Source organism: Amycolatopsis saalfeldensis, assembly GCF_900110575.1.
Lineage (GTDB): Bacteria > Actinomycetota > Actinomycetes > Mycobacteriales > Pseudonocardiaceae > Amycolatopsis > Amycolatopsis saalfeldensis.
Genome location: NZ_FOEF01000001.1, coordinates 835,899 through 857,231 on the forward strand (window position 1 = coordinate 835,899; position 21,333 = coordinate 857,231).

A 21,333-nucleotide genomic window follows, 5' to 3' on the forward strand; every position below is an offset into this window, starting at 1 on the left:
GCAGTCAGCCTTCGGCGAACGGGTCGGCGGAGAGCGTGCGCAGATCGTCGAACGCCCGCAAGAGGTTCCGGTCCAGGCCCTGGGCAGGATCGTCGATCCAGGCCTGGGCGGCTTCGTGGTAGGTGGCCCAGCCGACGTGCGCGGCCAGACTGGCCAACCGGTCGGCGACGCCGCGCTGACGCAGCGCCTCGGCCAGCGCTTCGGCGAGCGACGCGGCCTTGGCCAGATTGCGTTCGCGCAACGCCGGCGTCGCCGCGATGATTTCCAAGCGCGGCTCCGAGAACGGCCGGTTGCGCTCGAGAATCTTCCCGGCCTGACGGAAGGCGCGAAGCAGCATTTCGAACGGCTGCAAGCCATCGGGCGCTTCGGCCACCGCCTGCGTCATCGTCGTGCGCAGTTCGCCTTCGCTGCCGAAGAGGACTTCGCGCTTGTCCGGGAAGTGCCGGAAGAACGTGCGCTCGTTGACCCCGGCCCGTGCGGCGATCTCGGCCGTGGTGGTCTGGTCGAACCCGTTTTCCCGGTACAACTCCATGGCCGCCTCCTGAAGGCGGCGACGCGCGTCTGCTCCGCTTCGTGGCACCCCCTGACACTACCCGTGCGCGCCGGCCGCGGGCACTCCGTAGCGCCAGTGACTGGCGTCACGTTGCGCCAGTCACTGGCGCTACGCGTAGAGTCAGCGCCGTAGTGCCAGTCACTGGCGTAAACAAGGAGAGTGCTTGATGCACGTTTTTGTCACCGGCGGTTCCGGCCAGACCGGCCCCGCAGTCGTCGCCGGGCTCGTCGCGGCCGGCCACACCGTCACCGGCCTGGCCCGCTCGGACGCCGCCGCCTCCCGGCTGGAGTCATTGGGCGCCACCCCGCACCGCGGCTCCGTCGAAGACCTCGACAGCCTGCGCCGCGGCGCCGAAGCCGCCGACGGCGTCCTGCACATGGCCTACGGCGGCGACTACGCCGACCCGGAAGCCCTCATCCGCCGCGACTGCACGGCGATCGAGGCGATCGGGCAGGCGCTCGAGGGGTCCGGCCGTCCATTCGTCGTCACGTCCGGCACGCTGGTGGCGAGGGCGGGCCGGGTCAGCACCGAGCTGGACGCGCCGGACCCCGATTCGGTCGCCGCCTTCCGGATCCGGAGCGAGCAGACCTGCCTGGACCTGGCCGGCCGGGGAGTGCGCGCCAGCGTCGTCCGGCTCGCGCCGACCGTGCACGGCCCCGGCGACTACGGGTTCATCCCGGCCCTCATCGCGGGCGCGCGCCGGGCGGGCGTCTCGGCCTACATCGGTGACGGCGCGAATCGCTGGCCGGCCGTCCACCGCTTCGACGCCGCCGCTCTTTTCCGCCTGGCACTGGAGAAAGCCCCCGCCGGGAGCGTGTTGCACGGCGCCGGCGAGAGTGCCGTCACGATCAAGAGCGTCGCCGAGCAGATCGGGCGGATTCTCGACATCCCCGCCGTTTCACTGACCCTCGAGGAGGCCGGCGAGCATCTCGGAAACCCGTTCCTGGCCAAGTTCTTCTCCCTGGACGTGCCCGTCTCCAGCGAGCACACCCGGGCGCAGCTGGGCTGGGTGCCGGAGCACCCGACCCTGCTGGAGGACCTCAGGACCGGCGACTACTTCACGCCGGAGGCCAGCGCCCGCGCCGAAGAGGTCTGGTTGCGGCCGCACAACTGAGCGGGCGAGCTCAGCCGGGTTGTCCGGCCGGGGCGCTGCTGCCGCTGTACGAAGGCAGGTCGGCGACGAGTTTGGCGAGCGCGGGATTGCCGGAATAGCGGCGCGCGTGCAGTTCGGCGATCTTCTCGGCGATCTCGGGATCGTCGCTGTCGGTGGTGTCGTAGGAGACGAATTTCTCCACCAGCGGCAGGCCGATGCGGTCGGTGTGCGCGTGCGACGGAGCCGTCAGGTATTCCCAGTACCCCTTCAGGTCTTCGATGGCGAAAACGGCGCCGTATTCGTATTCGCCACCGATGTCCTTGCCGACGACGTAACGTGTCACCGCGTCGATTTTCTCACCCTGGTTGCGCAGGCTCGCCAGGGCTTCCGCGCGCTGTTCGTCGGTCGCACTCGTTTTGAAGACGATCCGGTTGTGGTGGTAGATCATGGTTCTCTCCTCGTGGTGAAAGCGGTCAGGGAGCCGACCAATAGGCGAGCAGGGCGGCCACCGCCTGATCGGCCAAGCGCAGCGCGCGGTCGAATCCGACGTCCGCGAGCGAACCGATGCCGGTCAGGCCGTGTGTCGTGGCCCAGAGGAGGTCGCAGGCGTCCTCGACGCTGTGCAGGCGCACCGATTCGGCGGCCGCCCACCGCTCGATGACCTGCCCGGTCAACTCGATCACCTCTGTGGCGGCCCGGTGCCGGGCGACCGGGTCCACCACCGCACCGGGCGAGCCGGCCATCAACTGGTAGAGGCCGGGCTGGGACCGGGCGAACTCGAGATAGGCGACCGCCGCGAGCCGCACGCCCTCGGCGGCCGGGCCAGCGTCCACCGCGTCCCGCATCTGCCCCAGCAACGCCGCGTTGCCCCGCTCCAGGACGGCGTGCAGCACCGCGTCCTTGTTCTCGAAATGCTGGTAGATCACGGGCGCGCTGTAGCCGATCTCACCGGCGATCCGCCGGATCGTCACCGCCGGCCACCCCTCCAGCTCCGCCACCCGGCTCGCGGCCGACAAGATCTCGTCGAACGTCCGCCGGCGCACCTCTTCCCGCCGGCCCATGACCTACTCCTAACGTCGTTAGAATTCCTAACGTCGTTAGTATCTGCTCACGTCGGAACGCTGTCAAGCTGCTCGGCCACGATGAACGCCTACGCGACGGGCCTCGGCACCGCGACGATGTACCGGCAGATCGCCGCGCTGGCCGACGCCGGCGGGCTGGAGGTGGTGGCCGAGAAACGGGCGCTTGGCGCGGTGGAGCGCAGCTACCGGGTACGGCCGGACATGGCGATGGTCGGCCCCGATCCGGTCGCGGACGGCGTGGTCTACCGGCAGGCGGCCCGACCTCGGCCGGTGTCGGCGTTATGCGTCACGGGCCGAGGTGAACAGCCAGCCGTGCCAAGGATCCGCGTCGGGGTCCGCGCCGGAGCGGCGCATCGCCGCCATCATCGGGTGGTTGTCCACATCGACCAGGGATCGCACCGCCACGAAGCCGCGGGCGCGGGCGGCGCGGTAGGCCGCCGTCAGAAGCCGGTCCACATAACGGTGACCGCGCTGTTCCGGCAGGACCCCGATGAGCACGATCGTGCCCACCTCGGGATCACCTTCCCGTTGCGCCAGCCCCACGAAGCCCACGGGCGCACCGCCGGTCGTCTCGGCGTACAGCCACGACTGGGCGTCCGCGGCGGAAGCGTGGTGGTTCAGGAATGTGGTGGCCCACTGCCGGGGCTGCTGCCGGCCGAACACCAAGGCGTCGGTCCGGTCCAGGGTCTGGGCCACACACCGTCCGAGCACGGAGACGAACGCCTCCGGCCCGATCCGCGACATCGGCTCCAGCCGCAGGCCGGCGGGTTCGGGCAGCGCTTGGCCGGTGTCGGCCCACCGGAAGCCCTCTTTCTCTTGGAACAACTCGAACCCGCACGCCAGCGCGACGTCGCGGCGAGCGGCGTGGTCAGCGCTCACCGCGGCGCTGACCGGCAGATAGACCGGAATCCCCGGCGGGGCCGAGCCCACGGCCGCGGCCACCACGGCCCGCGCGTCCCCCAGCCCGCCGTCCGCCCAGGACAGCCGAGCCACCGCGTACTCGAGGGGCTCGCGCTCGAAGATCTCCGCCCGCCCCAGCACCACCGACGCCTGCTCGACCCCATCGCGCTCCACCACGAACCGCGAGATCGGCCGCAACGTCGATCCCGGCCTGACCCGCGAATGATCCAGCACGATCCGACGAACCTCACTCACTGGACAAACCCCCGTCTCCGGTCAGGACCCTTTGCAGTGTCCACAGTAGAACGACGTTGCCCCGGCGGCCGACTCCTCACTCGGCCAGCCCGCCTCCCGGTGGGTGTCGCCGCGGCCAGCTTCTTTCCCATGCCCATAAGGCTTTTCTCCCGAACGAACGGCGGTGTCGCGAACACGATCGCCGCACGGTTCGCGTGGTGCTCCCCGAGGAGGGACGAACAACCTTCAACACGTGCCCGAAGCCAAACAGGAACGTGAGCCCGATGACCAACGCCATCGCAACCGTGACAAACCCTGGTGACCGAGCGCGAGCTGGCGCTCATGACGAGCCGTGCCCGACGAAATGCACCCAGCCTCGTGTGGATGCTGTACGTGCCCCCGACGGGGTTCGAACCCGCACTGGGTCGATTTTAAGTCGACTGCCTCTGCCAGTTGGGCTACGGGGGCACCGCACACCTTAGCGGGCCCCCGCGGCAAAAAAGCCGGGCCACCGCGGAAACGCGGTAGCCCGGCCACAAAGACCCAGCCGGGGGGCTCAGCCCTTGGAAACCCGGTCGAACTCTTCCTTCGGGTTGTTGATCTGCCCGAGGGAGATGACCTCGCGGCGGAACAGGCCGCCCAGCATCCAGTCGAAGAGGATGCGGATCTTGCGGTTCCAGGTGGGCATCGCCTTGAGGTGGTAGGCGCGGTGGAACAGCCAGGCCGGGAAGCCCTTGATCTTGAGGTTCAGGGCGTCGGCGACGCCCTTGTGCAGGCCGAGGCTGGCGACGGCGCCGAGGTTCTTGTGGTAGTAGTCCTTCGGCTGGCCGCCGCGGATCACCTTGATGATGTTCTTGGCCAGCACGCGCGCCTGGCGCACCGCGTGCTGCGCGTTCGGCGGGCAGGTGGCCGTCGGGTCCTGCTCGGTGCGGGAGAGGTCCGGCACGGCGGCGTTGTCGCCCGCGGTCCAGACGTCCGGGTGACCGACGACCTGCAGGCCGGCGGTGGCCTCGAGGCGGCCGCGCTTGTCCAGCGGCAGGTCCGACTCGGCGAGCACCGGGTTGGCCTTCACGCCGGCCGTCCAGATGAGCGTCTCGGTGTCGAACTCGGTGCCGTCCGAGAGCACCACGTGGCCGTTCTCGAACGACTTCGCGGCGGTCGCCAGGTACACCTCGATGCCGCGCTTCTCCAGCTGCTGCACCGTGTACACGCCCAGAGTCTCGCGGACCTCGGGCAGGATCCGCCCGGCGGCCTCGACCAGCACCCAGCGGATGTCGGCGGGCTTGATGTTCGGGTAGTAGTTCTCCACCGCGAACCGGGTCATGTCCTCGAGCTCGGCCAGCGCCTCGATCCCGGCGAAGCCGCCGCCCACCACGGTGAACGTGAGCAGGCGCTTGCGCAGCTCGGGGTCGAGCGTGCTGGCTGCCTCGTCGAGCTTGGTCATGATGTGGTTGCGCAGGTAGATGGCCTCGCCGATGGTCTTGAAGGCGATGCCCTGCTCGACCAGGCCCGGGATCGGGAGGATGCGCGCGACGGCGCCGAGGGCGACCACGAGGATGTCGTAGTTCAGCGCCTCGATGTGGCCGTCGGCGGCCTCGACCGTGACGGACTTGCGGTCGTTCTCGATCTTGGTGACCCGCGCCGTGAGCACATGGCAGCGCTTGAGCACGCGGCGCAGCGGCACGACCACGTGCCGCGGCTCGATCGCGCCGGCCGCCGCCTCGGGCAGGAACGGGGCATAGGTCATGTGCGGCTGGGGGTCAACGACGGTCACGGAGGCCTCGTTGGCGCGCAGCATCTTCTGAAGCCCGTACGCGGTGTACAGGCCGACGTATCCACCACCCAGGACGAGGATCCGAGTCGGTTCCGACTTCGCAGCAGCCATGCTCATATAGTCCCACCTCCGCGCCCGTGTCGCTCGGGTACCCCGCCCCGCTGTGACCAGCGTCGCCACGCAGGCCACAACGATTCAGATGAGCCCGGCGGCCGCGGCCGCGGCGGTGAAAACGTCACCCACCATGGCGTGACTCACACGCCGTGTCTGGACATTGCGCGGGGACACGTGGTAGCAGCCGAACAGGCGCAGCCCGCCGAGCCGGACGTCGGCGCCGTGCGCGAACGCCGGGCGCGGCGCGGGCACGGGCCAGCCCGCCGCGGCGAGCACCGGCAGCAGCGCCTGCCAGCCGAACGCGCCGAGGACGACCACGGCGCGCAGCGTCGGGCGCAGCAGCGCCAGCTCGTCCGCGAGCCAGTGCCGGCAGGTGTCCCGCTCGGCCGGCGTCGGCTTGTTCCCCGGCGGCGCGCAGCGCACCGGCGAGACGAGCCGCGTGCCGCGCAGCGTGAGCCCGTCGCAGCGGCCGGTGGACGTCGGCTGGGAGGCGAGGCCGACTTCGTGCAGCACGCGGAACAGGAAGTCCCCGGACGGGTCGCCGGTGAACATCCGCCCGGTCCGGTTCGCACCGTGCGCCGAGGGTGCCAGCCCGACCACGGCGAGCGCGGCGTCCGCCGCCCCGAACCCGGGCACCGGCCGCGCCCAGTACTCCTGGCCCGCGAAGGCCGCGCGCTTGGTGACGGCGACTTCCTCCCGCCACGCGACCAGCCTCGGGCACGCGCGGCACCCGGTCACGGCGGCGTCCAGCTCCGCGAGCGGGCCCGTCATCGCGCCTCGGCAACCCATGCCGGCCACTGCATCCGGCCACCTTCCCACACCACTGCGGCTAGGTTGGAGACCATGTCGGACACCACTCCCGAAGAGCCAGAAGACAAGACCGGGAGGCCGGCGGCCGCGGACACCGCCCCGGACCCCGTCGACGACCTCGTCACCACCCAGCACACCCTCACGGTCAAGCGCCGAAAACTCGCCTATACCGCCCAGGCCGGACGCGTCGTGCTGCGCCAGGAGGTCGTCAAGGACGGCAAGTCCGCCGGCCACAAGCCCAAGGCCGAGGTCTTCCTCACCGCGTACACGCTCGACGACGCCGAACCGGGCACGCGTCCGGTGACGTTCGCGTTCAACGGCGGCCCCGGCTCGTCCAGCATCTGGCTCCACATGGGCCTGCTCGGCCCGCGCCGGGTGCTCTCCGGTGACGTCGACGACCTCGTGCCGCCGCCGTACGGGCTCGAGGACAACGCCGAAAGCCTGCTGGTGCACAGCGATCTGGTGTTCATCGACCCGGTCTCCACGGGCTACTCGCGCGCGGTCGACGGCGGGGAACCGAAGGACTACCTGGGCTTCCAGGGCGACCTCGATTCGGTCGCCGAGATCATCCGGCTGTGGGTCTCGCGCAACGAGCGCTGGCTGTCGCCGAAGTTCCTGGCCGGCGAGTCGTACGGCACGCTTCGCGCGGCCGGGCTGGCCGGGCTCCTCCAGGAGCGCTTCGGCCTGTACCTGAACGGGCTGCTGCTCATCTCGTCCGTGCTGGACATGGGCACCCTGCGCTTCCACGAGGGCAACGACCTGCCGTACTCGCTGTTCGTGCCGACGTACGCGGCCATCGCGCACTACCACGGCCTGCACGGCGACCGCCCGCTCGACGACGTGCTGGCCGACGCCGAGGACTTCGCGGCGAAGGAGCTGCCGTGGGCGCTCGCGCGCGGGGCCCGGCTGTCCACTCAGGACCGAGCCGAGGCCGTGGCCACGCTGGCGTCGCTGACCGGCCTGAGCGAGTCCTATGTGGACCGGGTCAACCTGCGGATCGAGCACGTGCGCTTCTTCACCGAGCTGCTGCGCGACCGGGGCCTGACCGTCGGCCGGATGGACGGCCGCTTCACCACCTGGGAGACCGACGGCGGGCGCGAGCACATGAGCGACGACCCGTCGATCTCGCGCATCATCGGCGCCTACTCGGCGGCGTTCAACCACTACATCCGCGCCGAGCTGGGCTACCAGAACGACCTGCCGTACGAGATCCTTTCGCACGAGACGAACCAGGCGTGGTCGTACAAGGAGTTCGAAGGCCGTTCGGTGTCCGTTGTGGACGCGGTGAGCGCGGCGATGCGGGCCAACCCGCACCTGCGGGTCCACGTCGCCTTCGGCCACTACGACGGCGCGACGGCCTACTTCGCCTCCGAGCACGTGCTGGCCCAGCTGAAGATCCCGGACGAGCTGCGCGAGAACATCGACACGGCCTACTACCCGGCGGGCCACATGATGTACGTCCACGAGCCGACGCGAGTACAGCAGGCGAAGGACCTCGCGGACTTCGTGAAGAAGGCGTCGAACCGCTAGCGCTCCGCCCGTGAACGCGGCCGGGCCGGACCCGCCCGGCCGCGTTCACAGGCAGCCCTACACATCTTGCACCGATCGTTTCAAGATGTGTAGGGTAGTCGGCATGACAAGTTGGACTGATCGTTCCACGATGAGCACGGCAAGCCTGGGCTCGCTGCGGCTGCCGGACGGGTTCACCGACGTTTTCACCAGCCGGCTCGTGGAGCTGGACGGGCTGCGGCTGCACGCGGTCACCGGCGGGGAAGGCCCGCCGCTGCTGCTGGTGGGCGGTTGGCCGCAGACCTGGTACGCCTGGCGGGAAGTGATGCCCGCGCTCGCCCGCGAGCACACCGTCGTCGCCGTCGACTCGCGCGGGGCCGGGCTCTCGGACAAGCCCGACGACGGTTACGACGCCGGCACGCTGGCCGGCGATCTGGTCGCGCTGATGGCCGCGCTCGGGCACGACCGGTTCGACGTGGTCGGCCACGACATCGGCATGTGGACCGGATACGCCCTCGCCGCCGATCACCCCGAGCGGGTGGGCCGGCTCGCGGTCGTCGACGCCATCATCCCCGGCCTCACGCCGGCCCCGCCGGTCTTCAGCCCGGCCGCGGTCAGCCAGCGGTTCTGGCACTTCGGCTTCAACCGGCTCACCGACCTCAACGAGGAGCTGGTCCGAGGGCGGGAGCGGCTCTTCTTCGGCTACCAGTTCGCCAAGAAGGCCGCCACCCCGGACGCGATCCCGGCGTACGCCGTCGACGTCTACGTCGATGCGATCGCCGCGGATCCTCGCGGGCTGCGGGCGAGCTTCGGGTACTACCGGGCGCTGGACGAGACGATCGCGCAGAACGAGCGGCGCAAGAAGACCCGGCTGACGCAGCCGGTGCTCGCCGTCGGCGGCGCGCGGTACAGCGGCGCGATGGCCGCCGAGACGATGCGGCTGGCGGCCGACGACGTCACCGAGGTGGTCGTCGACGACTGCGGCCATTACGTGGCCGAGGAACAGCCGGCGCGGTTCACCGCGATCCTGCGGGACTTCCTCGGCGTCAACCCGGCAGCAGCCGTGCCGCAGGGCTGACGCATGTGGACAGCGCGACGCGGGGCCTTCCGCCACGCACCGACGGAAGGCTCCGCGCCCGCGGCTACTTGCGCAGGTAAGCAGCCCCGTGCGTCACCGCGGAGTACGCGTCGACGCCGCCGTGGCCGTAGAAGCCGTTGAAGGACGCGTCGCCCGCGCAGGTGGCGGTGAACGAAGCGTCGCGGCCCTCGTCGAGGTAGTCGACCGTGCGGGGAACCGGGCAGGCGATCGGGGAGGCCGTGCCCTCGATGACCCGCTGCACCGCGTCCGGGTCCATCCCGAAGTCGCCGCCGGTGCGCTTTCCGTACTGCGAAACGATCAGCGCGGCGACGCCCGTGGCGTGCGGCGCGGCCATCGACGTGCCCTGCAGCCACTGGTAGTAGCCGACGCGCCCGTCCGCCGCCGTCGCCTTCTGCACGCCGAGCGCGATGCCGGCGGGCGTCAGGTTGCCCGCCGCGTCGATGTTGCCCTCGGCCACGCCGACGTTCTTCGGGTACGCCGAAAGGATCTCGTTCTCCACCGTCCGGAACCACGGCGTGCCGAAGCCGTCGCGGAAGTAGCCGCCAGGCGCCGAGACGGAGATCTGCTCGGTGCCGTAGTTGGAGTAGTCCGCCTTCGCCTGCGACGGGCCGAAGGCGCCGACGCCGATCGTGTGCGGTCCTTCGACCGGCAGCGACAGGCACGAAGCGTTGTCGACCGGACGCGGGTGCGTCGCGTTGCTCGGGTAGTCCGGGCTGGTGACGTCGTCGTGCGGCGCGGCCAGGTCGTCGTGCTGGTTGCCGAGCGCGACGACCATCGACACACCCTTGCGGTGCGCGTAGTCCAGCGCGCGCTTGGTGGCCTCGATGATGGTCCGCTGCTCGGCCTGCTCCGCCGGGGAGTCGGCCGCGTTCGCGGAACAGGTGTACAGCCAGGGGTCCACGTAGAAGCTCATGTTGACCACGTCGATGCCCGCGTCGCCGGCGTAGGTCAGCGCGTCGACGGTCGGCTGGAGGAAGAAGAAGCCGGAGTCCTGGCCCGCGCGGATGTTCACCAGCGAGACGTTCGGGGCGACGCCGGAGACGCCGAACCCGTTGGCCGCCGCGCCGATCGTGGCGGCGACGTGCGTGCCGTGGCCGTTGTCGTCGTGGTCGACCGGGTCGACGCAGCCGCGGTACTCACACGGCCCGTCCACCACGGTCCCGTTGACGTCGGCGACGATGTCCTTGGTGAAGTTGCGCGAATCGGCCTTGTCGAAGTTCGGCGCGATGTCCGGGTGGCTGCCGTCGACGCCGGTGTCGATCACGCCCACCTTCACCCGCTTGTCACCGGGCTGAACGGTGCGCGCGAGGTCGGACCGGACGGATTTGAGGCCCCAGAGCTGGTCGTCCAGCGGATCGGTCCCGACCGGCTGTTTCTTGGCCGAAGCACCGGCCGACGCCCGGCCCTCCTTCTCCACGGCGTCCGGCTTCACCTTCTTCCCGCCGCGGGGCGCGGAGCCGATCGACTTCGCCTTCGCCGCGCCGAACACCGAGCGGTTCGCCGAAATCCGCTCGGTGAAGCCGGATGCGGGCGCGGTGGCCGTGACCAGCCCGACCGCGGTGTTGGTCCCGACGACGGTGCCGCCCGCTTGGCGGACCGCCTGCTGCACGGCGGCCACCCCCTGGGCGTCGCGCGCCAGCACGGTGAACTCCGTGGTGGGTCCGGACAGGGCGGCCGGCTGGGCCGACGCCGCCGGGACGGCGACGCCGGACCCCGCGCCGATCAAGGGAACCGCGAGCACCGCGGCGAGCAGTCTGGGTCTTTTCACTGGTCCTCCTCAGGAAAAACCGATACCGCAACGTACATAGCGGACACACGTCGCAGCAACGGCCATGCGGAGGAAACCGGAAAATCACGGCACGACGGACCTGGCCTCTGCGAAGTGGCAGGCCGAAAGGTGCCCGTCGGTGCGCGCGACCAGCTCCGGCACCTCGGTCGCGCACACGTCCTGCGCCTTCCAGCACCGCGTGCGGAACCGGCAGCCCGACGGCGGGTCCAGCGGGCTGGGCACGTCGCCCTCCAGCCGGATGACCTGCCGCTGCCCGCGTACCTCGGGGTCCGGCACCGGCACGGCCGAAAGCAGCGCCTGCGTGTACGGGTGCGAGGGCCGCTCGTAGATCTCGTCCTCGGTGCCGACTTCGACGATCTTTCCCAGGTACATCACGGCAACCCGGGTGGAAAGGTGACGAACCACGGACAGGTCGTGGGCGATGAAAACGTACGACAGCCCGAACTCGCCTTGCAGGTCACCGAGCAGGTTCATCACCTGCGCCTGGATCGAGACGTCCAAAGCGGACACCGGCTCGTCGCAGATGATCACCTTGGGCCGCAGCGCGAGCGCCCGCGCGATGCCGATGCGCTGGCGCTGCCCGCCGGAGAACTGGTGCGGGTAGCGGTTCAGGTGCTCGGGGTTGAGCCCGACCACATCCAGCAGCTCCCGCACCTTCTGCGCCCGCGAGCCCTTCGGCGCCACCTCGGTGTGGATCTCGAACGGCTCGCCGACGATGTCGCCGACGGTCATCCGCGGGTTCAGCGAGGTGTACGGGTCCTGCAGGACGATCTGGATCTCCCGGCGCAGCCGCCGCAACTCCGCCCCGCGGACCGCGAACAGGTCCTTGCCCTCGAAGGTCGCCGACCCCGAGGTGGGCTCCTCCAGCCGCATCAGCACCTGCGCGAGCGTGGACTTGCCGCACCCGGATTCGCCGACCACGCCGAGCGTCTCACCCGGCATCAGGTCGAACGACACGCCGTCGACGGCCTTCACCTGCCCGATCGTGCGCTTGAACAGCACCCCCTGGCGCACCGGGAAGTGCTTCACCAGGTCGTGGACGCTGAGAATCGGCTCAACCACGGCTTTCCACCACCTCTTCGGCGAAGTGACACGCACTGACCCGGCCGAAGCCCAAGCCGTGCAACGAAGGGCGCTCCTCCGAGCAGCGCTGCTCGGCCCGCTTGCAGCGCGGGTGGAACGGGCAGCCCGGCGGGATGTCGAGCAGGCTCGGCGGCAGCCCCTTGATCGTCTCGAGCGTCTGCCCCTTCAAGTCCAGCCGGGGCAGCGAATCCATCAGCGCCGAGGTGTACGGGTGCCCCGGCGCGCGGAACAGCTCGCGCACGTCGGCCTGCTCCACGATCCGGCCGGCGTACATCACGGCGATCCGGTCGGCCGTCTCCGCGACCACGCCGAGGTCGTGCGTGATGAGGATGAGCCCCATCCGCCGTTCCCGCTGGATCTCCGAGAGCAGGTCCATGATCTGGGCCTGCACGGTGACGTCCAGCGCGGTGGTCGGCTCGTCGGCGATCAGCAGGTCCGGGTCCAGCGCCAGCGACATCGCGATCATCGCGCGCTGGCGCATCCCGCCGGAGAACTGGTGCGGGTAGTCCTTGATCCGCCGCTCCGCCGCCGGGATCCGGACGATGTCGAGCAGCTCGATCGCGCGTTTGCGGGCGTCCTTTTTGGACATCCCCTGCCGGACGCGCAGCTGCTCCTCGATCTGGAACCCGATGGTGAACACCGGGTTCAGCGCCGAAAGCGCGTCCTGGAAGATCATCGCGATCTCCGCGCCGCGCAGCTCGCGCCGCCGCTCCTCGGTGGCGGTGAGCAGGTCCTCGCCGCGGTAGCGGATCGCGCCGCCGGTGATCACGCCGGGCGGCACGTCGAGGATGCCCATCACCGTCTGCGCGGTGACGCTCTTGCCGGAGCCGGACTCGCCGAGCACGGCCAGCGTCTCGCCGGCGTGCACGGAATAGCTGACGCCGTTGAGCACGTTGGCCACGCCGTCGGAGGTGCGGAACTCGACGTGCAGGTCTTCGACCTCGAGCAGCAGCTCGTTCTCTGTTTCGGACATCGACTGCTACCTCGACTTCGGGTCGAGCGCGTCGCGGATACCGTCACCGAGCATCACGAACGCGAGCACGGTGATGGTGACGAACGCACCGGGGAACAGGAGCATGTGCGGATCGGCCCGGAAGTAGTCGCGCGAGTCGCTGACCATCACGCCCCAGGAGACCACCGGCGGCCGCACGCCGATGCCGAGGTACGCCAGCGTCGCCTCGGCGCCGATCGCCGCGCCGAGCGCGATCGTGCCGTACACGAGCACCGGGGCGAGCGTGTTCGGCAGGAGGTGCCGGAACACGATCCGCGGCGTGCTCGCGCCGAGCGCCCGCGCGGCCTTGACGTAGTCGAGCTGTTTCGCGACCAGCGTCGCCGAGCGCATGATGCGCATGGCCACCGGCCAGGTCAGCACGGCGATCGAGCACACCACCTGCGTGATGATCGTGACGGCGCCGGGGTTCGAGCCGGGCGCGTTGAACGTCGTGAGGATGACGATCGCGCCCAGCACGAACGGCAGCCCGGCGAAGATGTCGCCCAGCCGCGAAAGCAGGCTGTCGATCAGGCGGCCGTAGTAACCCGCGACGATGCCGACCAGCGATCCGAACAGGACAGTCAGGATCGTCGCGAACACCCCGACCAGCAGCGACGCGCGGGCGCCGTAGATGGTGCGGGCGTAGACGTCGTAACCGAGGTTGTCGTAGCCGAACCAGGCGTCGCCCGACGGGCCCTCGTTGGCCTTGGTCAGATCGGTGAAACCGGCGTCCCGGTGGGAGAACAGGCCCGGCGCGATCGCGATCACCACGATGATCACGATGATCACCGCGGAGATCACGAAGGCGGGCTTGCGGCGCAGCTGGCGCCAGGCGTCGGACCACAGGCTGCGGGGCTTCTTCGCCGCGACGGCCGAGTCGTCGATACGCGACAGCTCCGCCGCGTCGACCCCGCCGCCGCCGACGAGGTTGGGGTCAGTCATAACGGATCCTCGGGTCGAGAACGGCGTAGAGCAGGTCCACGATCAGGCTCATCAGCAGGTACACCAGCACCAGCAGGACCACCACGCCGGTGACGGTGGCGCTCTCCCGGTTCTGGATGCCGCGGAAGATGAGCCCGCCGAGGCCGTTGATGTTGAACACGCCCTCGGTGACGATCGCGCCGCCCATCAGCGCGCCCAGGTCGGTGCCCAGGAAGGTGAGCACCGGGATCACCGAGTTGCGCAGCAGGTGGACGCCGACCACGCGGCTGCGCGGCTGGCCCTTCGCGATCGCGGTGCGGATGTAGTCGGCGTGCCGGTTCTCGGCGATCGACGTTCTCGTGAGTCTCGCGATGTAGGCCATCGAGAGGCTGCCGAGCGCGATGCCGGGCACGATCAGCTCGCCGAACCCGGGATTGTCCGAGACGCTCGTGTCGATGATGCCGAGTTCGGTGCCCAGCACGATCTGCAGCACGATCGCGGTGACGAACACCGGGAGCGAGATCAGGAACGTGGTGGAGACCAGCACCAGGTTGTCGAGGAAACCCTTGCCGCGCAAGCCGGTGAGCACGCCGGCGGTCAGGCCGATCACGGCCTCGATGAGCACCGCCACGAGCGCCAGCCGCAGCGTGATGGGGTAGGCGTTGCCGATCAGCTCGCCGACCGAGTTGCCGTTGAAGGTCTCGCCCCAGTCGCCGGTGAACAGGCTGCCCAGGTACTTGAAGTACTGGACGATCAGGTTGTCGTTGAGGTGGAACTTCTGGGTCATCAGGTCGATGTACGCCTGGGGGCAGGCGGTCTGACCGCATTTGCCGGAGAACGGGTCCCCGGGGACGGCCCACACCAGCGTGTAGATCAGGAAGGTGGCTCCGAAGAACACCGGGATCAGCTGGAGCAGGCGTCGCAGGACATAGCGAATCATGCGTCAGTTCCTAGGAGTGCGCGCCGGGCTCGTGGGTGGCTGTGCCAGTGCACAGCCACCCACGAGCCGTGGTGGTGGGACGGTGATCAGCGCGTCACTTCGTGACCTCGACGGACGAGTAGTCCGCGCGACGGCGGAAGTCGAGCACCACGGTCTTCGTGTGCTTCGACTTGGCCGCGACACCCTTCTCGTCCCAGACCGGGATCGACGGCAGGTCCTTGGCGATGAGGTCCTCGGCCTGCTGGTAGATCTTCACCGCGGCGTCCTTGTCGGGCGTCGCGTCGGCCTGCTCCAGCAGCTTGTCCACGGCCGGGTTGGAGTACACCGAGTCGTTCGACGAAGCACCGGTCTTGTAGATCGGGTTCAAGAAGTCCTCGATCGACGGGTAGTCCGCGGACCAGTCCGAACGGCCCATGCCGGTCAGCTTGTGCCCGGTCACGATGCTGCGCCACTGGCCGAAGTCCGTGGCCGGCACGAAGTCGCACTCGACGCCGAGCACGTTCTTGATGCTGTTGCACGCGGCCACCAGCGGCTCCTTGCGGCCACCGTCGGCGTTCGAGGCGATGGTCAGCTTGCCCTTGAAACCGGACTGCGCGAACAGCTGCTTGGCCTGCGTCGGGTCGAACTTGCAGAACTGGCAGACGCCGGGCCGGTAACCCGGGATGCCCTGCGAGATGTACCCGTCGGCCGGCACGTAGGTGTCGTTCATGACGGTCTTGGTGATCTGCGTCCGGTCGATCGCCATCGAGATGGCCTTGCGCAGGTCCAGGTTGTCGTACCCGGGCACGTAGTACGGGATCGCGATGGTGCTGATGCCGAGCAGGTGACCGGTGACCAGGTTGTCCTTCAGGTCGGTCTTGTACTTGCTGCCGGCCAGCGCGGACGGCGGCAGCGTCTCGATGAAGTCGAGCTTGTTGCTCAGCAGGTCCTGGTACGCGGTCTCCTGGCTGGCGTAGATCTTGATGTCCAGGTCCTTGAACTTGACCTTGTCCTGGCCCTGGTAGCCGTCGAAGCGGGTCAGCTTGATGTCCGCGTTCGGCGTCCGGCTGACGAACTTCATCGGGCCGTTGCCGATCGGGTGCTCGGCGAACGCCTTGGGGTCCTTGAAGAACGCGTCGGGCAGCGGCGCGAAGGCCGTGTAGCCGATCTTGGTCTCGAAGACCGAGAACGGGGCGTTGAGCGTCACCTGGAACTCGTAGTCGCCCTTGACGACCAGGCCGGACATCTTGTCCGTGGTCGGCTTCGCCGCCTTGTCGTCGGGGTGGACGTCGGAGTAGCCCTGGATGTTGGAGAAGAAGTCGGTGTTGATCTGGCCGTTGGGGGCGTAGGCGCCGTAGTTCCAGGCGTCGACGAAGTTCTTCGCCTTGACCTCGGTGCCGTCGTGGAACTTCCAGCCCTGCTTGATCTTGATGTCGTAGACCTTGGAGTCGGGCGTGGTGATCGACTCGGCCATCTGGTTGTACGGCTGGGCATTCTCGCCCTTGAAGGCGACCAGCTCGGCGAACATGGCGTCGACGGCCTTGGAGCCGCCGAGCTCGTTCGTGTTCGTGGGGATCAGCGTGTTCTGCGGCTCGGTGCCGTAGACGGTGAAAGTGCCGTTCGGATCCACCTCACCGCTCGAGCCGCTGCTGCCGGAGCCACCCCCGCACGCAGCCAGCACCAATGACAAGGTTGTCACCACCGCAGCAGCTCCCCAGAGCCTGCGTGAACGCCGCATGTTCCACTCCATCTCGTGTTCCCGAAAAGTGAGACGCACGTTAGCCGGAGTGCGGGGTTTGTAACCAGATCGGCGTGTTGCGAATGAGTGACAACCCTTTCCGTCACCCGGGCAGAGCACGACCAAGGTCGCACGGATCACCGACTGTGCCCGCGCTGCTCCGCTCAGGTGAGAGCGAGGGCGATTCCGTCCAGGATGTCGTGCTCACTGACAATCAAGTGGTCGGGACCACCGCGCGCGGCCAGTCCGTCGGCGAGCGCCTGCACGATCACCGCGCCTCCGCCGATCACGTCCACCCGGCCCGGGTGGATCACCGGGTTGGCCGCGCGGGTGGCGTGATCGGCCGCCAGCAGCTCGCCGGCGAGGCGGTTGATGTCCGCGTGGGAGAGCTTCGAAAGGTGCGTGCGCTCGGAGTCGTACTCCGGCAGTCCCTGGGCGACGGCTGACAACGTGGTCACCGTGCCGGCCACCCCGATCCAGGTGCGGGCCTTGGCCACGTCGACCACGTCGAAGGCCTCGGCGAGCACGCCGTCGGCGAGTTCGCGGGCCTGGGCGATCTCGGCCGCTGTGGGCGGGTCGCCCTTCAGCGCGCGCTCGGTGATGCGCACACAGCCGATGTCCACGGACTTCGCGGCGAGCACCTCGGCCCGGCGCCCGTCCCAGGTGCCGAGCACCAGCTCGGTGGAGCCGCCGCCGACGTCGACGACCACGAACGGGCCGTCGTCGGGGTCCTGCTCGCCGACGGCGCCGGTGAAGGACAGCCGAGCCTCCTCGTCGCCGCTGATCACTTCGGCCTCGACGCCGAGAGTTTCGCGCGTCATCGCGAAGAATTCGTCACGGTTGCTCGCGTCGCGCGTGGCCGACGTGGCGACCATCCGCACCTTCTCGACACCCTTGCGCCGCGCGGCGATCGTGTAGTCCGCGAGGGCGGCGCGGGTGCGCTCCAGCGCCTCGGGCGCGAGCCGCCCGGTGGCGTCGACGCCCTGCCCGAGCCGGACGATGCGCATTTCCCGGTGCAGGTCACGCAGGTCCACCGTGCCGTCGTGGCGCGGCGTCAGCTCGGCGACGAGCAGGCGGATGGAGTTGGTCCCACAGTCGATCGCGGCAACACGAGGCATGGCTGCGACTTTACGGGTTAGCTGCCGGGCGCGTTGCTCGTCGGGGTGGGTGGAGCGCTGTCGTCACTGGGCGGCGTGGAAGACGGCTGGCCACACGTCGGCAAGCTGGTGGTCGTTGTGGTTGTGGTCGTTGTCGTGCTTGTTGGTGTGGTGCTGCTGACGCAGGTCGGTGTGCTGCTGCTGGTCCCGGGGTTCGACGAGCTGCTGTTCCCGGGATTCCCGGACGGCGGCAGGCTGGGGCCGCTCGTCGGCGTGCCCGGCGTGGACGGCGGCACGGGCGGCGGCGGCACGGCGGGCGGACCCGGCACCGCGGCCGCGTTGGGCGCGCCGACGGGGACCTGACTGTCCGGGGTGGGCGCGACGCCGTTGCGGTAGGCCTCGGCCCAGAGGATCACGGTGTTCACGTACGCGTCGGAGTTGTTGTAGCGGTAGATCGCGGTGCGGAGCTGGTCCGGGTTGGCGAGGTCGAGGCCGCCGGAGCAGAGGTACCGGCCGGTGGCGAGGGAGGAGTCGAAGAGGTTGTTGGGGTCCGCGATGCCGTCGCCGTTGCCATCGGACGCGTACGTGCGCCAGGTGGCGGGGATGAACTGCGCGGGCCCGACGGCGCGATCCCACACCGTGTCGTGGTCGAGGAGGCCGTGGTCGGTGTCGGGGATGGCCGCGTAGGGCCCGGTGCCGTTGAGCTCGGGCCCGAGAATCGGCTCGAGCGTGGTCCCGGCCGCGTCGACGTACCCGCCGCGCGCGTGGTTGGACTCGATCCGCCCGATACTGGCGATCAGCGCCCAGTCGATGTGGCAGCCCGGCTGTTCCTTGCCGAGCACGTCGGCAGCATTCTTGTACGCGGCAAGCGCGGTGACCGGAATCCCCAACGGCCCATTCGGCAACTCGTAAGCGGGCAACGGCAACGGCACCGGCGAATCCGGCAAACTCCCGTCCACGGCAACGTGCTCGACCTGCGGATTCCGCGGGTCGTACCCCTCAGTGAGCGCCGCGTCCTGCGTGTGGACAGTCGGCATCCGCCCCACCCAAGCGGCCACCGCCCCCGCCCCCACCGCCGCCGGCCCCACCGCCAGCACCCCAGCCACCACGGCGACCAACGTCCGGTGCCGAGCGCCGAACCCCCGCCCCCGAACCCGCGCCTTCCGCCCGGTGACCCGCACCCACCGCCGCGCCCCCGCCACACCGGTACGACGGGGTTGACTCAGCCTGGGTCTCGGGCCGGGCTGCCTGCGGTTCTGCTCGTCCTGTTCGAGTCCCTGCCCACCCTGATCGAGTCCCTGCCCACCCTCTTCGACTCTCTGCCCGCGCTCATCGCGACTCTCCCCGCCCTGTTCGAATCCGCGCCCGCCGTCTTCGAGTCCCTGCCCGCCCTCTTCGAGTCCGTGCTCGCCCTCAAGCCGGTCCAGCTCCTGCTGCACACCGGTCTCGACGACTTCTTGCCCAGCCACGCCACTCGCCGACGCAGCCTCCGCCCCGCCACCAGCAGGAACACCCCCGTACTCAGCACCCATCAGCCCAACGGCCAGACCCCCGGCCGCATCCACGGCTCCGGCTTCGGCCTCCGCAGCACCCGCGACCCCAGTCCCGGCCACGTCAACCTCAGCGGACTCGGTGCCCGCCGCATCAGCAACGGCGACCCGAGCCTCACCCTCATCGACAGCGGCAGTCCCAGCCCCCGCCGCCTCGGCACCCGTGGCCCCAGCCTCGGCCTCGTCGGTATCCCCGGCCTTCGCATCCGCCACCTCAAGATCGGCGATCTCGGCATCCGCCACCTCAGCATCCGCCACCTCGGTATCGGCGACCTCGTCGTCCGCCGCATCAGCATCCGTCACCTGGGCATCCGCGGCTTCGTCATCCGCCGCCTCGGCATCCGCGGCTTCGTCATCCGCTACATCCGCATCCGCCGCCTCGAGATCGGCGATCTCGGCATCCGCCGCATCAGCATCCGCCACCTGGGCATCTGCGGCTTCGTCATCCGCCGCCTCGGCATCCGCAGCTTCGTCATCCGCCACCTCGGCGTCTACCGCTTCGGCGTCGGCGGCATCACCCTCGGCATCCGAGACTTCGGCATCCGAGACTTCGGCATCCATGGCCCCGCTCGCCACCTCGGACTCGACCGCATCCACCTCCGCGACCTCGGACGCCGCAGCGTCCAAGGCTCCCGCCGCGGCTGGGATTTCAGTCTCCGCGGCATCAGCCTTCGCCAAAGGCTCGCCGTCCAGGGGTTTCCGGCCCAACGCGCGGGCTCGCCGGGCGACGTGCCTGATCCCGCGTGGCGCCCGCATGTCCCGAACCCCTCCTCGGATCACCCGATGGTGGTCCGATGCTCGCCCAGCTCGTGTGAAGACTCCGTACTCAGCTTGGCCCGAGGTCACCCATACGGGAACCCACGAAGGCAGTAAATGCTCGCTCGTCGGAACTATCTGCGCACGAGAGCGCGGTGTTACTCGGCGCAGTCGCCCGATGGCCACCCGTTGGCGTGGAGCCATTCCAGCGTCTCGTCACCGAACGGGTTCACCCCCGGGCCGGCTGCGAGGGTGTGCGCGAGGTGGACGTGCAGGCACTTCACGCGCCCCGGCATGCCGCCCGCCGTCACCTGAGTGCCGAGTGACTCGATGGCGTCACGCTCGGCCAGGTACGTGTCGTGCGTGCGCTGGTAGGCGGCCGCGAGCTCCGGGTCCGTGGTGAGCCGCTCGGTCATCTCCTTCATGATCCCGGACGCTTCGAGCGTGCCGACCAGCGAGCTGAGCCGCGGGCAGGTCAAGTAGTACAGCGTGGGGAACGGCGTCCCGTTCTCCAGCCGCGGACTGGTCTGCACCACCGACGGATGCCCGCTCGGGCACCGCGCCGCGACGGCGCGCAACGCCCGCGGCGGCCGCCCGAGCTGCTCCGCGATGACCTCCCGGTCGACCTCGGTGACGGGCTCGAAGCGGGGTGTTTCCGTGCTGCTGTTCACGAGTCCCAGGTTAATGCCGCGAGGTGTCCGGTCCGCCGGGACCTCCGCTGTTCGGCCCGAGTTGTCCACAACTGACCTCCCCTGTGGACAACTCGGCCGAACCCGCCCGGCACCCCTCCGGACCCGCTTAGCCTCGGACGCATGGGAACTCACGACACGAAACAGCGGACCGCCCGCGACATCGATCTGTCACGCGGACCGGCCCGCTGTCCACCGAACCTGAGCCACGAAGCGCCCAGGAAGAACTCAACCGCCCGAAACCTGGTCCCAGAGCTTCTCGTACCAAGAGCCCTGCGGAACCGGCTGCGGTCCCGTCGGCGGCGCCTGTGCCGCGGCCTGATCCTCGGGCAGCTGCACCATGTACGGCGCCTCACCGGGCTTCACGTACCGAAGCCGGCGACGGGCCTCGGCCTCGATCTGGGCCGGGTCGCTCAGCTGCGCCTTGCGGTCCTGAAGCTGCGTGACCTGCTGCTGCAGCTGCGACTGCTGCGCCTCCTGGTCACGCACCTCCGAGCGCTGGCTGAGGTAGGTGCGCAGCGGCACGGCCACGGTGAACGCGAGCGCGCACACCACGATCGCCACCACGGCCGCCCGGCGCGTGGTGGACATGCCGAGCACCTTCGCGGCACCGGACGCGCGTTTGGCGGCCA

The 21,333-nt window shown here is 69.6% G+C and carries 20 protein-coding genes and 1 tRNA gene; 4 read left to right on the plus strand and 17 right to left on the minus strand.

Annotated features, from left to right (window positions below):
- Window positions 1-4 precede the first annotated feature (4 nt).
- Window positions 5-532: a TetR/AcrR family transcriptional regulator gene (locus BMY97_RS03770; protein ID WP_218156669.1), complete on the minus strand. Its 528-nt coding sequence runs from the start codon at window positions 530-532 to the stop codon at window positions 5-7.
- 187 nt (window positions 533-719) lie between these two features.
- Between BMY97_RS03770 and BMY97_RS03775 the strand changes: the two genes are divergently transcribed.
- Window positions 720-1,667 (plus strand): SDR family oxidoreductase, encoded by a 948-nt coding sequence (locus BMY97_RS03775; protein ID WP_091612371.1) that lies wholly within the window; start codon window positions 720-722, stop codon window positions 1,665-1,667.
- Window positions 1,668-1,677: 10 nt separating this feature from the next.
- On the opposite strand, the gene BMY97_RS03780 is transcribed toward BMY97_RS03775, so the two are convergent.
- The 6 genes from BMY97_RS03780 to BMY97_RS03805 form a co-directional block, all read right to left on the minus strand.
- Window positions 1,678-2,094, minus strand: coding sequence for a Dabb family protein (locus BMY97_RS03780; RefSeq protein ID WP_091612374.1), 417 nt, complete (start codon window positions 2,092-2,094; stop codon window positions 1,678-1,680).
- 25 nt (window positions 2,095-2,119) lie between these two features.
- The gene (locus BMY97_RS03785) at window positions 2,120-2,707 is read right to left on the minus strand and encodes a TetR/AcrR family transcriptional regulator (protein ID WP_091612376.1); all 588 of its coding nucleotides are present in this window, start codon (window positions 2,705-2,707) and stop codon (window positions 2,120-2,122) included.
- A gap of 300 nt (window positions 2,708-3,007) precedes the next feature.
- Entirely contained in the window at window positions 3,008-3,883 is an 876-nt protein-coding gene (locus BMY97_RS03790; protein WP_143086112.1) for a GNAT family N-acetyltransferase, read from the minus strand.
- A gap of 373 nt (window positions 3,884-4,256) precedes the next feature.
- A tRNA-Leu gene (locus BMY97_RS03795) sits at window positions 4,257-4,330 on the minus strand.
- An 88-nt stretch (window positions 4,331-4,418) separates the two neighbouring features.
- Window positions 4,419-5,747, minus strand: a complete 1,329-nt coding sequence (locus tag BMY97_RS03800) for an NAD(P)/FAD-dependent oxidoreductase (protein ID WP_177231181.1) — start codon at window positions 5,745-5,747, stop codon at window positions 4,419-4,421.
- An 84-nt stretch (window positions 5,748-5,831) separates the two neighbouring features.
- Window positions 5,832-6,521 (minus strand): uracil-DNA glycosylase, encoded by a 690-nt coding sequence (locus BMY97_RS03805; RefSeq protein ID WP_091612385.1) that lies wholly within the window; start codon window positions 6,519-6,521, stop codon window positions 5,832-5,834.
- Between the two features lie 72 nt (window positions 6,522-6,593).
- Here BMY97_RS03805 and BMY97_RS03810 point away from each other — a divergent pair, with 72 nt between their 5' ends.
- Window positions 6,594-8,090 carry a S10 family peptidase gene (locus BMY97_RS03810; RefSeq protein ID WP_091612388.1) on the plus strand — a complete coding sequence of 499 codons (1,497 nt, stop codon included), beginning with the start codon at window positions 6,594-6,596 and terminating at the stop codon, window positions 8,088-8,090.
- Window positions 8,091-8,220: 130 nt separating this feature from the next.
- A complete protein-coding gene (locus BMY97_RS03815; RefSeq protein ID WP_177231155.1) occupies window positions 8,221-9,147 on the plus strand; it encodes an alpha/beta fold hydrolase in 927 nt (308 codons plus the stop codon).
- A gap of 64 nt (window positions 9,148-9,211) precedes the next feature.
- On the opposite strand, the gene BMY97_RS03820 is transcribed toward BMY97_RS03815, so the two are convergent.
- The 8 genes from BMY97_RS03820 to BMY97_RS03855 form a co-directional block, all read right to left on the minus strand.
- A complete protein-coding gene (locus tag BMY97_RS03820) occupies window positions 9,212-10,936 on the minus strand; it encodes a S8 family serine peptidase (protein WP_091612390.1) in 1,725 nt (574 codons plus the stop codon).
- An 84-nt stretch (window positions 10,937-11,020) separates the two neighbouring features.
- Window positions 11,021-12,019: an ABC transporter ATP-binding protein gene (locus tag BMY97_RS03825; RefSeq protein ID WP_091612392.1), complete on the minus strand. Its 999-nt coding sequence runs from the start codon at window positions 12,017-12,019 to the stop codon at window positions 11,021-11,023.
- Entirely contained in the window at window positions 12,012-13,013 is a 1,002-nt protein-coding gene (locus tag BMY97_RS03830) for an ABC transporter ATP-binding protein (RefSeq protein WP_091612395.1), read from the minus strand. The genes BMY97_RS03825 and BMY97_RS03830 overlap by 8 nt, the downstream gene beginning before the upstream one ends.
- Before the next feature lie 6 nt (window positions 13,014-13,019).
- Window positions 13,020-13,973: an ABC transporter permease gene (locus tag BMY97_RS03835; protein ID WP_091612399.1), complete on the minus strand. Its 954-nt coding sequence runs from the start codon at window positions 13,971-13,973 to the stop codon at window positions 13,020-13,022.
- Entirely contained in the window at window positions 13,966-14,892 is a 927-nt protein-coding gene (locus tag BMY97_RS03840) for an ABC transporter permease (protein WP_091612402.1), read from the minus strand. Before BMY97_RS03840 ends, BMY97_RS03835 begins: the two co-directional genes overlap by 8 nt.
- A gap of 94 nt (window positions 14,893-14,986) precedes the next feature.
- Window positions 14,987-16,621 carry a peptide ABC transporter substrate-binding protein gene (locus tag BMY97_RS03845; protein WP_091612404.1) on the minus strand — a complete coding sequence of 545 codons (1,635 nt, stop codon included), beginning with the start codon at window positions 16,619-16,621 and terminating at the stop codon, window positions 14,987-14,989.
- 152 nt (window positions 16,622-16,773) lie between these two features.
- Complete coding sequence (locus BMY97_RS03850; protein WP_091612407.1) at window positions 16,774-17,727, minus strand: Ppx/GppA phosphatase family protein; 954 nt, start codon at window positions 17,725-17,727, stop codon at window positions 16,774-16,776.
- A gap of 17 nt (window positions 17,728-17,744) precedes the next feature.
- On the minus strand, window positions 17,745-18,887 hold the full coding sequence (locus BMY97_RS03855) for a lytic transglycosylase domain-containing protein (RefSeq protein WP_091612944.1): 1,143 nt from the start codon (window positions 18,885-18,887) through the stop codon (window positions 17,745-17,747).
- A gap of 222 nt (window positions 18,888-19,109) precedes the next feature.
- Between BMY97_RS03855 and BMY97_RS48160 the strand changes: the two genes are divergently transcribed.
- A complete protein-coding gene (locus BMY97_RS48160; protein ID WP_245787122.1) occupies window positions 19,110-20,129 on the plus strand; it encodes a hypothetical protein in 1,020 nt (339 codons plus the stop codon).
- Window positions 20,130-20,170: 41 nt separating this feature from the next.
- Here BMY97_RS48160 and BMY97_RS03865 read toward each other — a convergent pair whose 3' ends face one another.
- On the minus strand, window positions 20,171-20,692 hold the full coding sequence (locus BMY97_RS03865; protein WP_177231182.1) for a DUF501 domain-containing protein: 522 nt from the start codon (window positions 20,690-20,692) through the stop codon (window positions 20,171-20,173).
- Between the two features lie 237 nt (window positions 20,693-20,929).
- Entirely contained in the window at window positions 20,930-21,292 is a 363-nt protein-coding gene (locus BMY97_RS03870) for a septum formation initiator family protein (RefSeq protein WP_091612416.1), read from the minus strand.
- Window positions 21,293-21,333 lie beyond the last annotated feature (41 nt).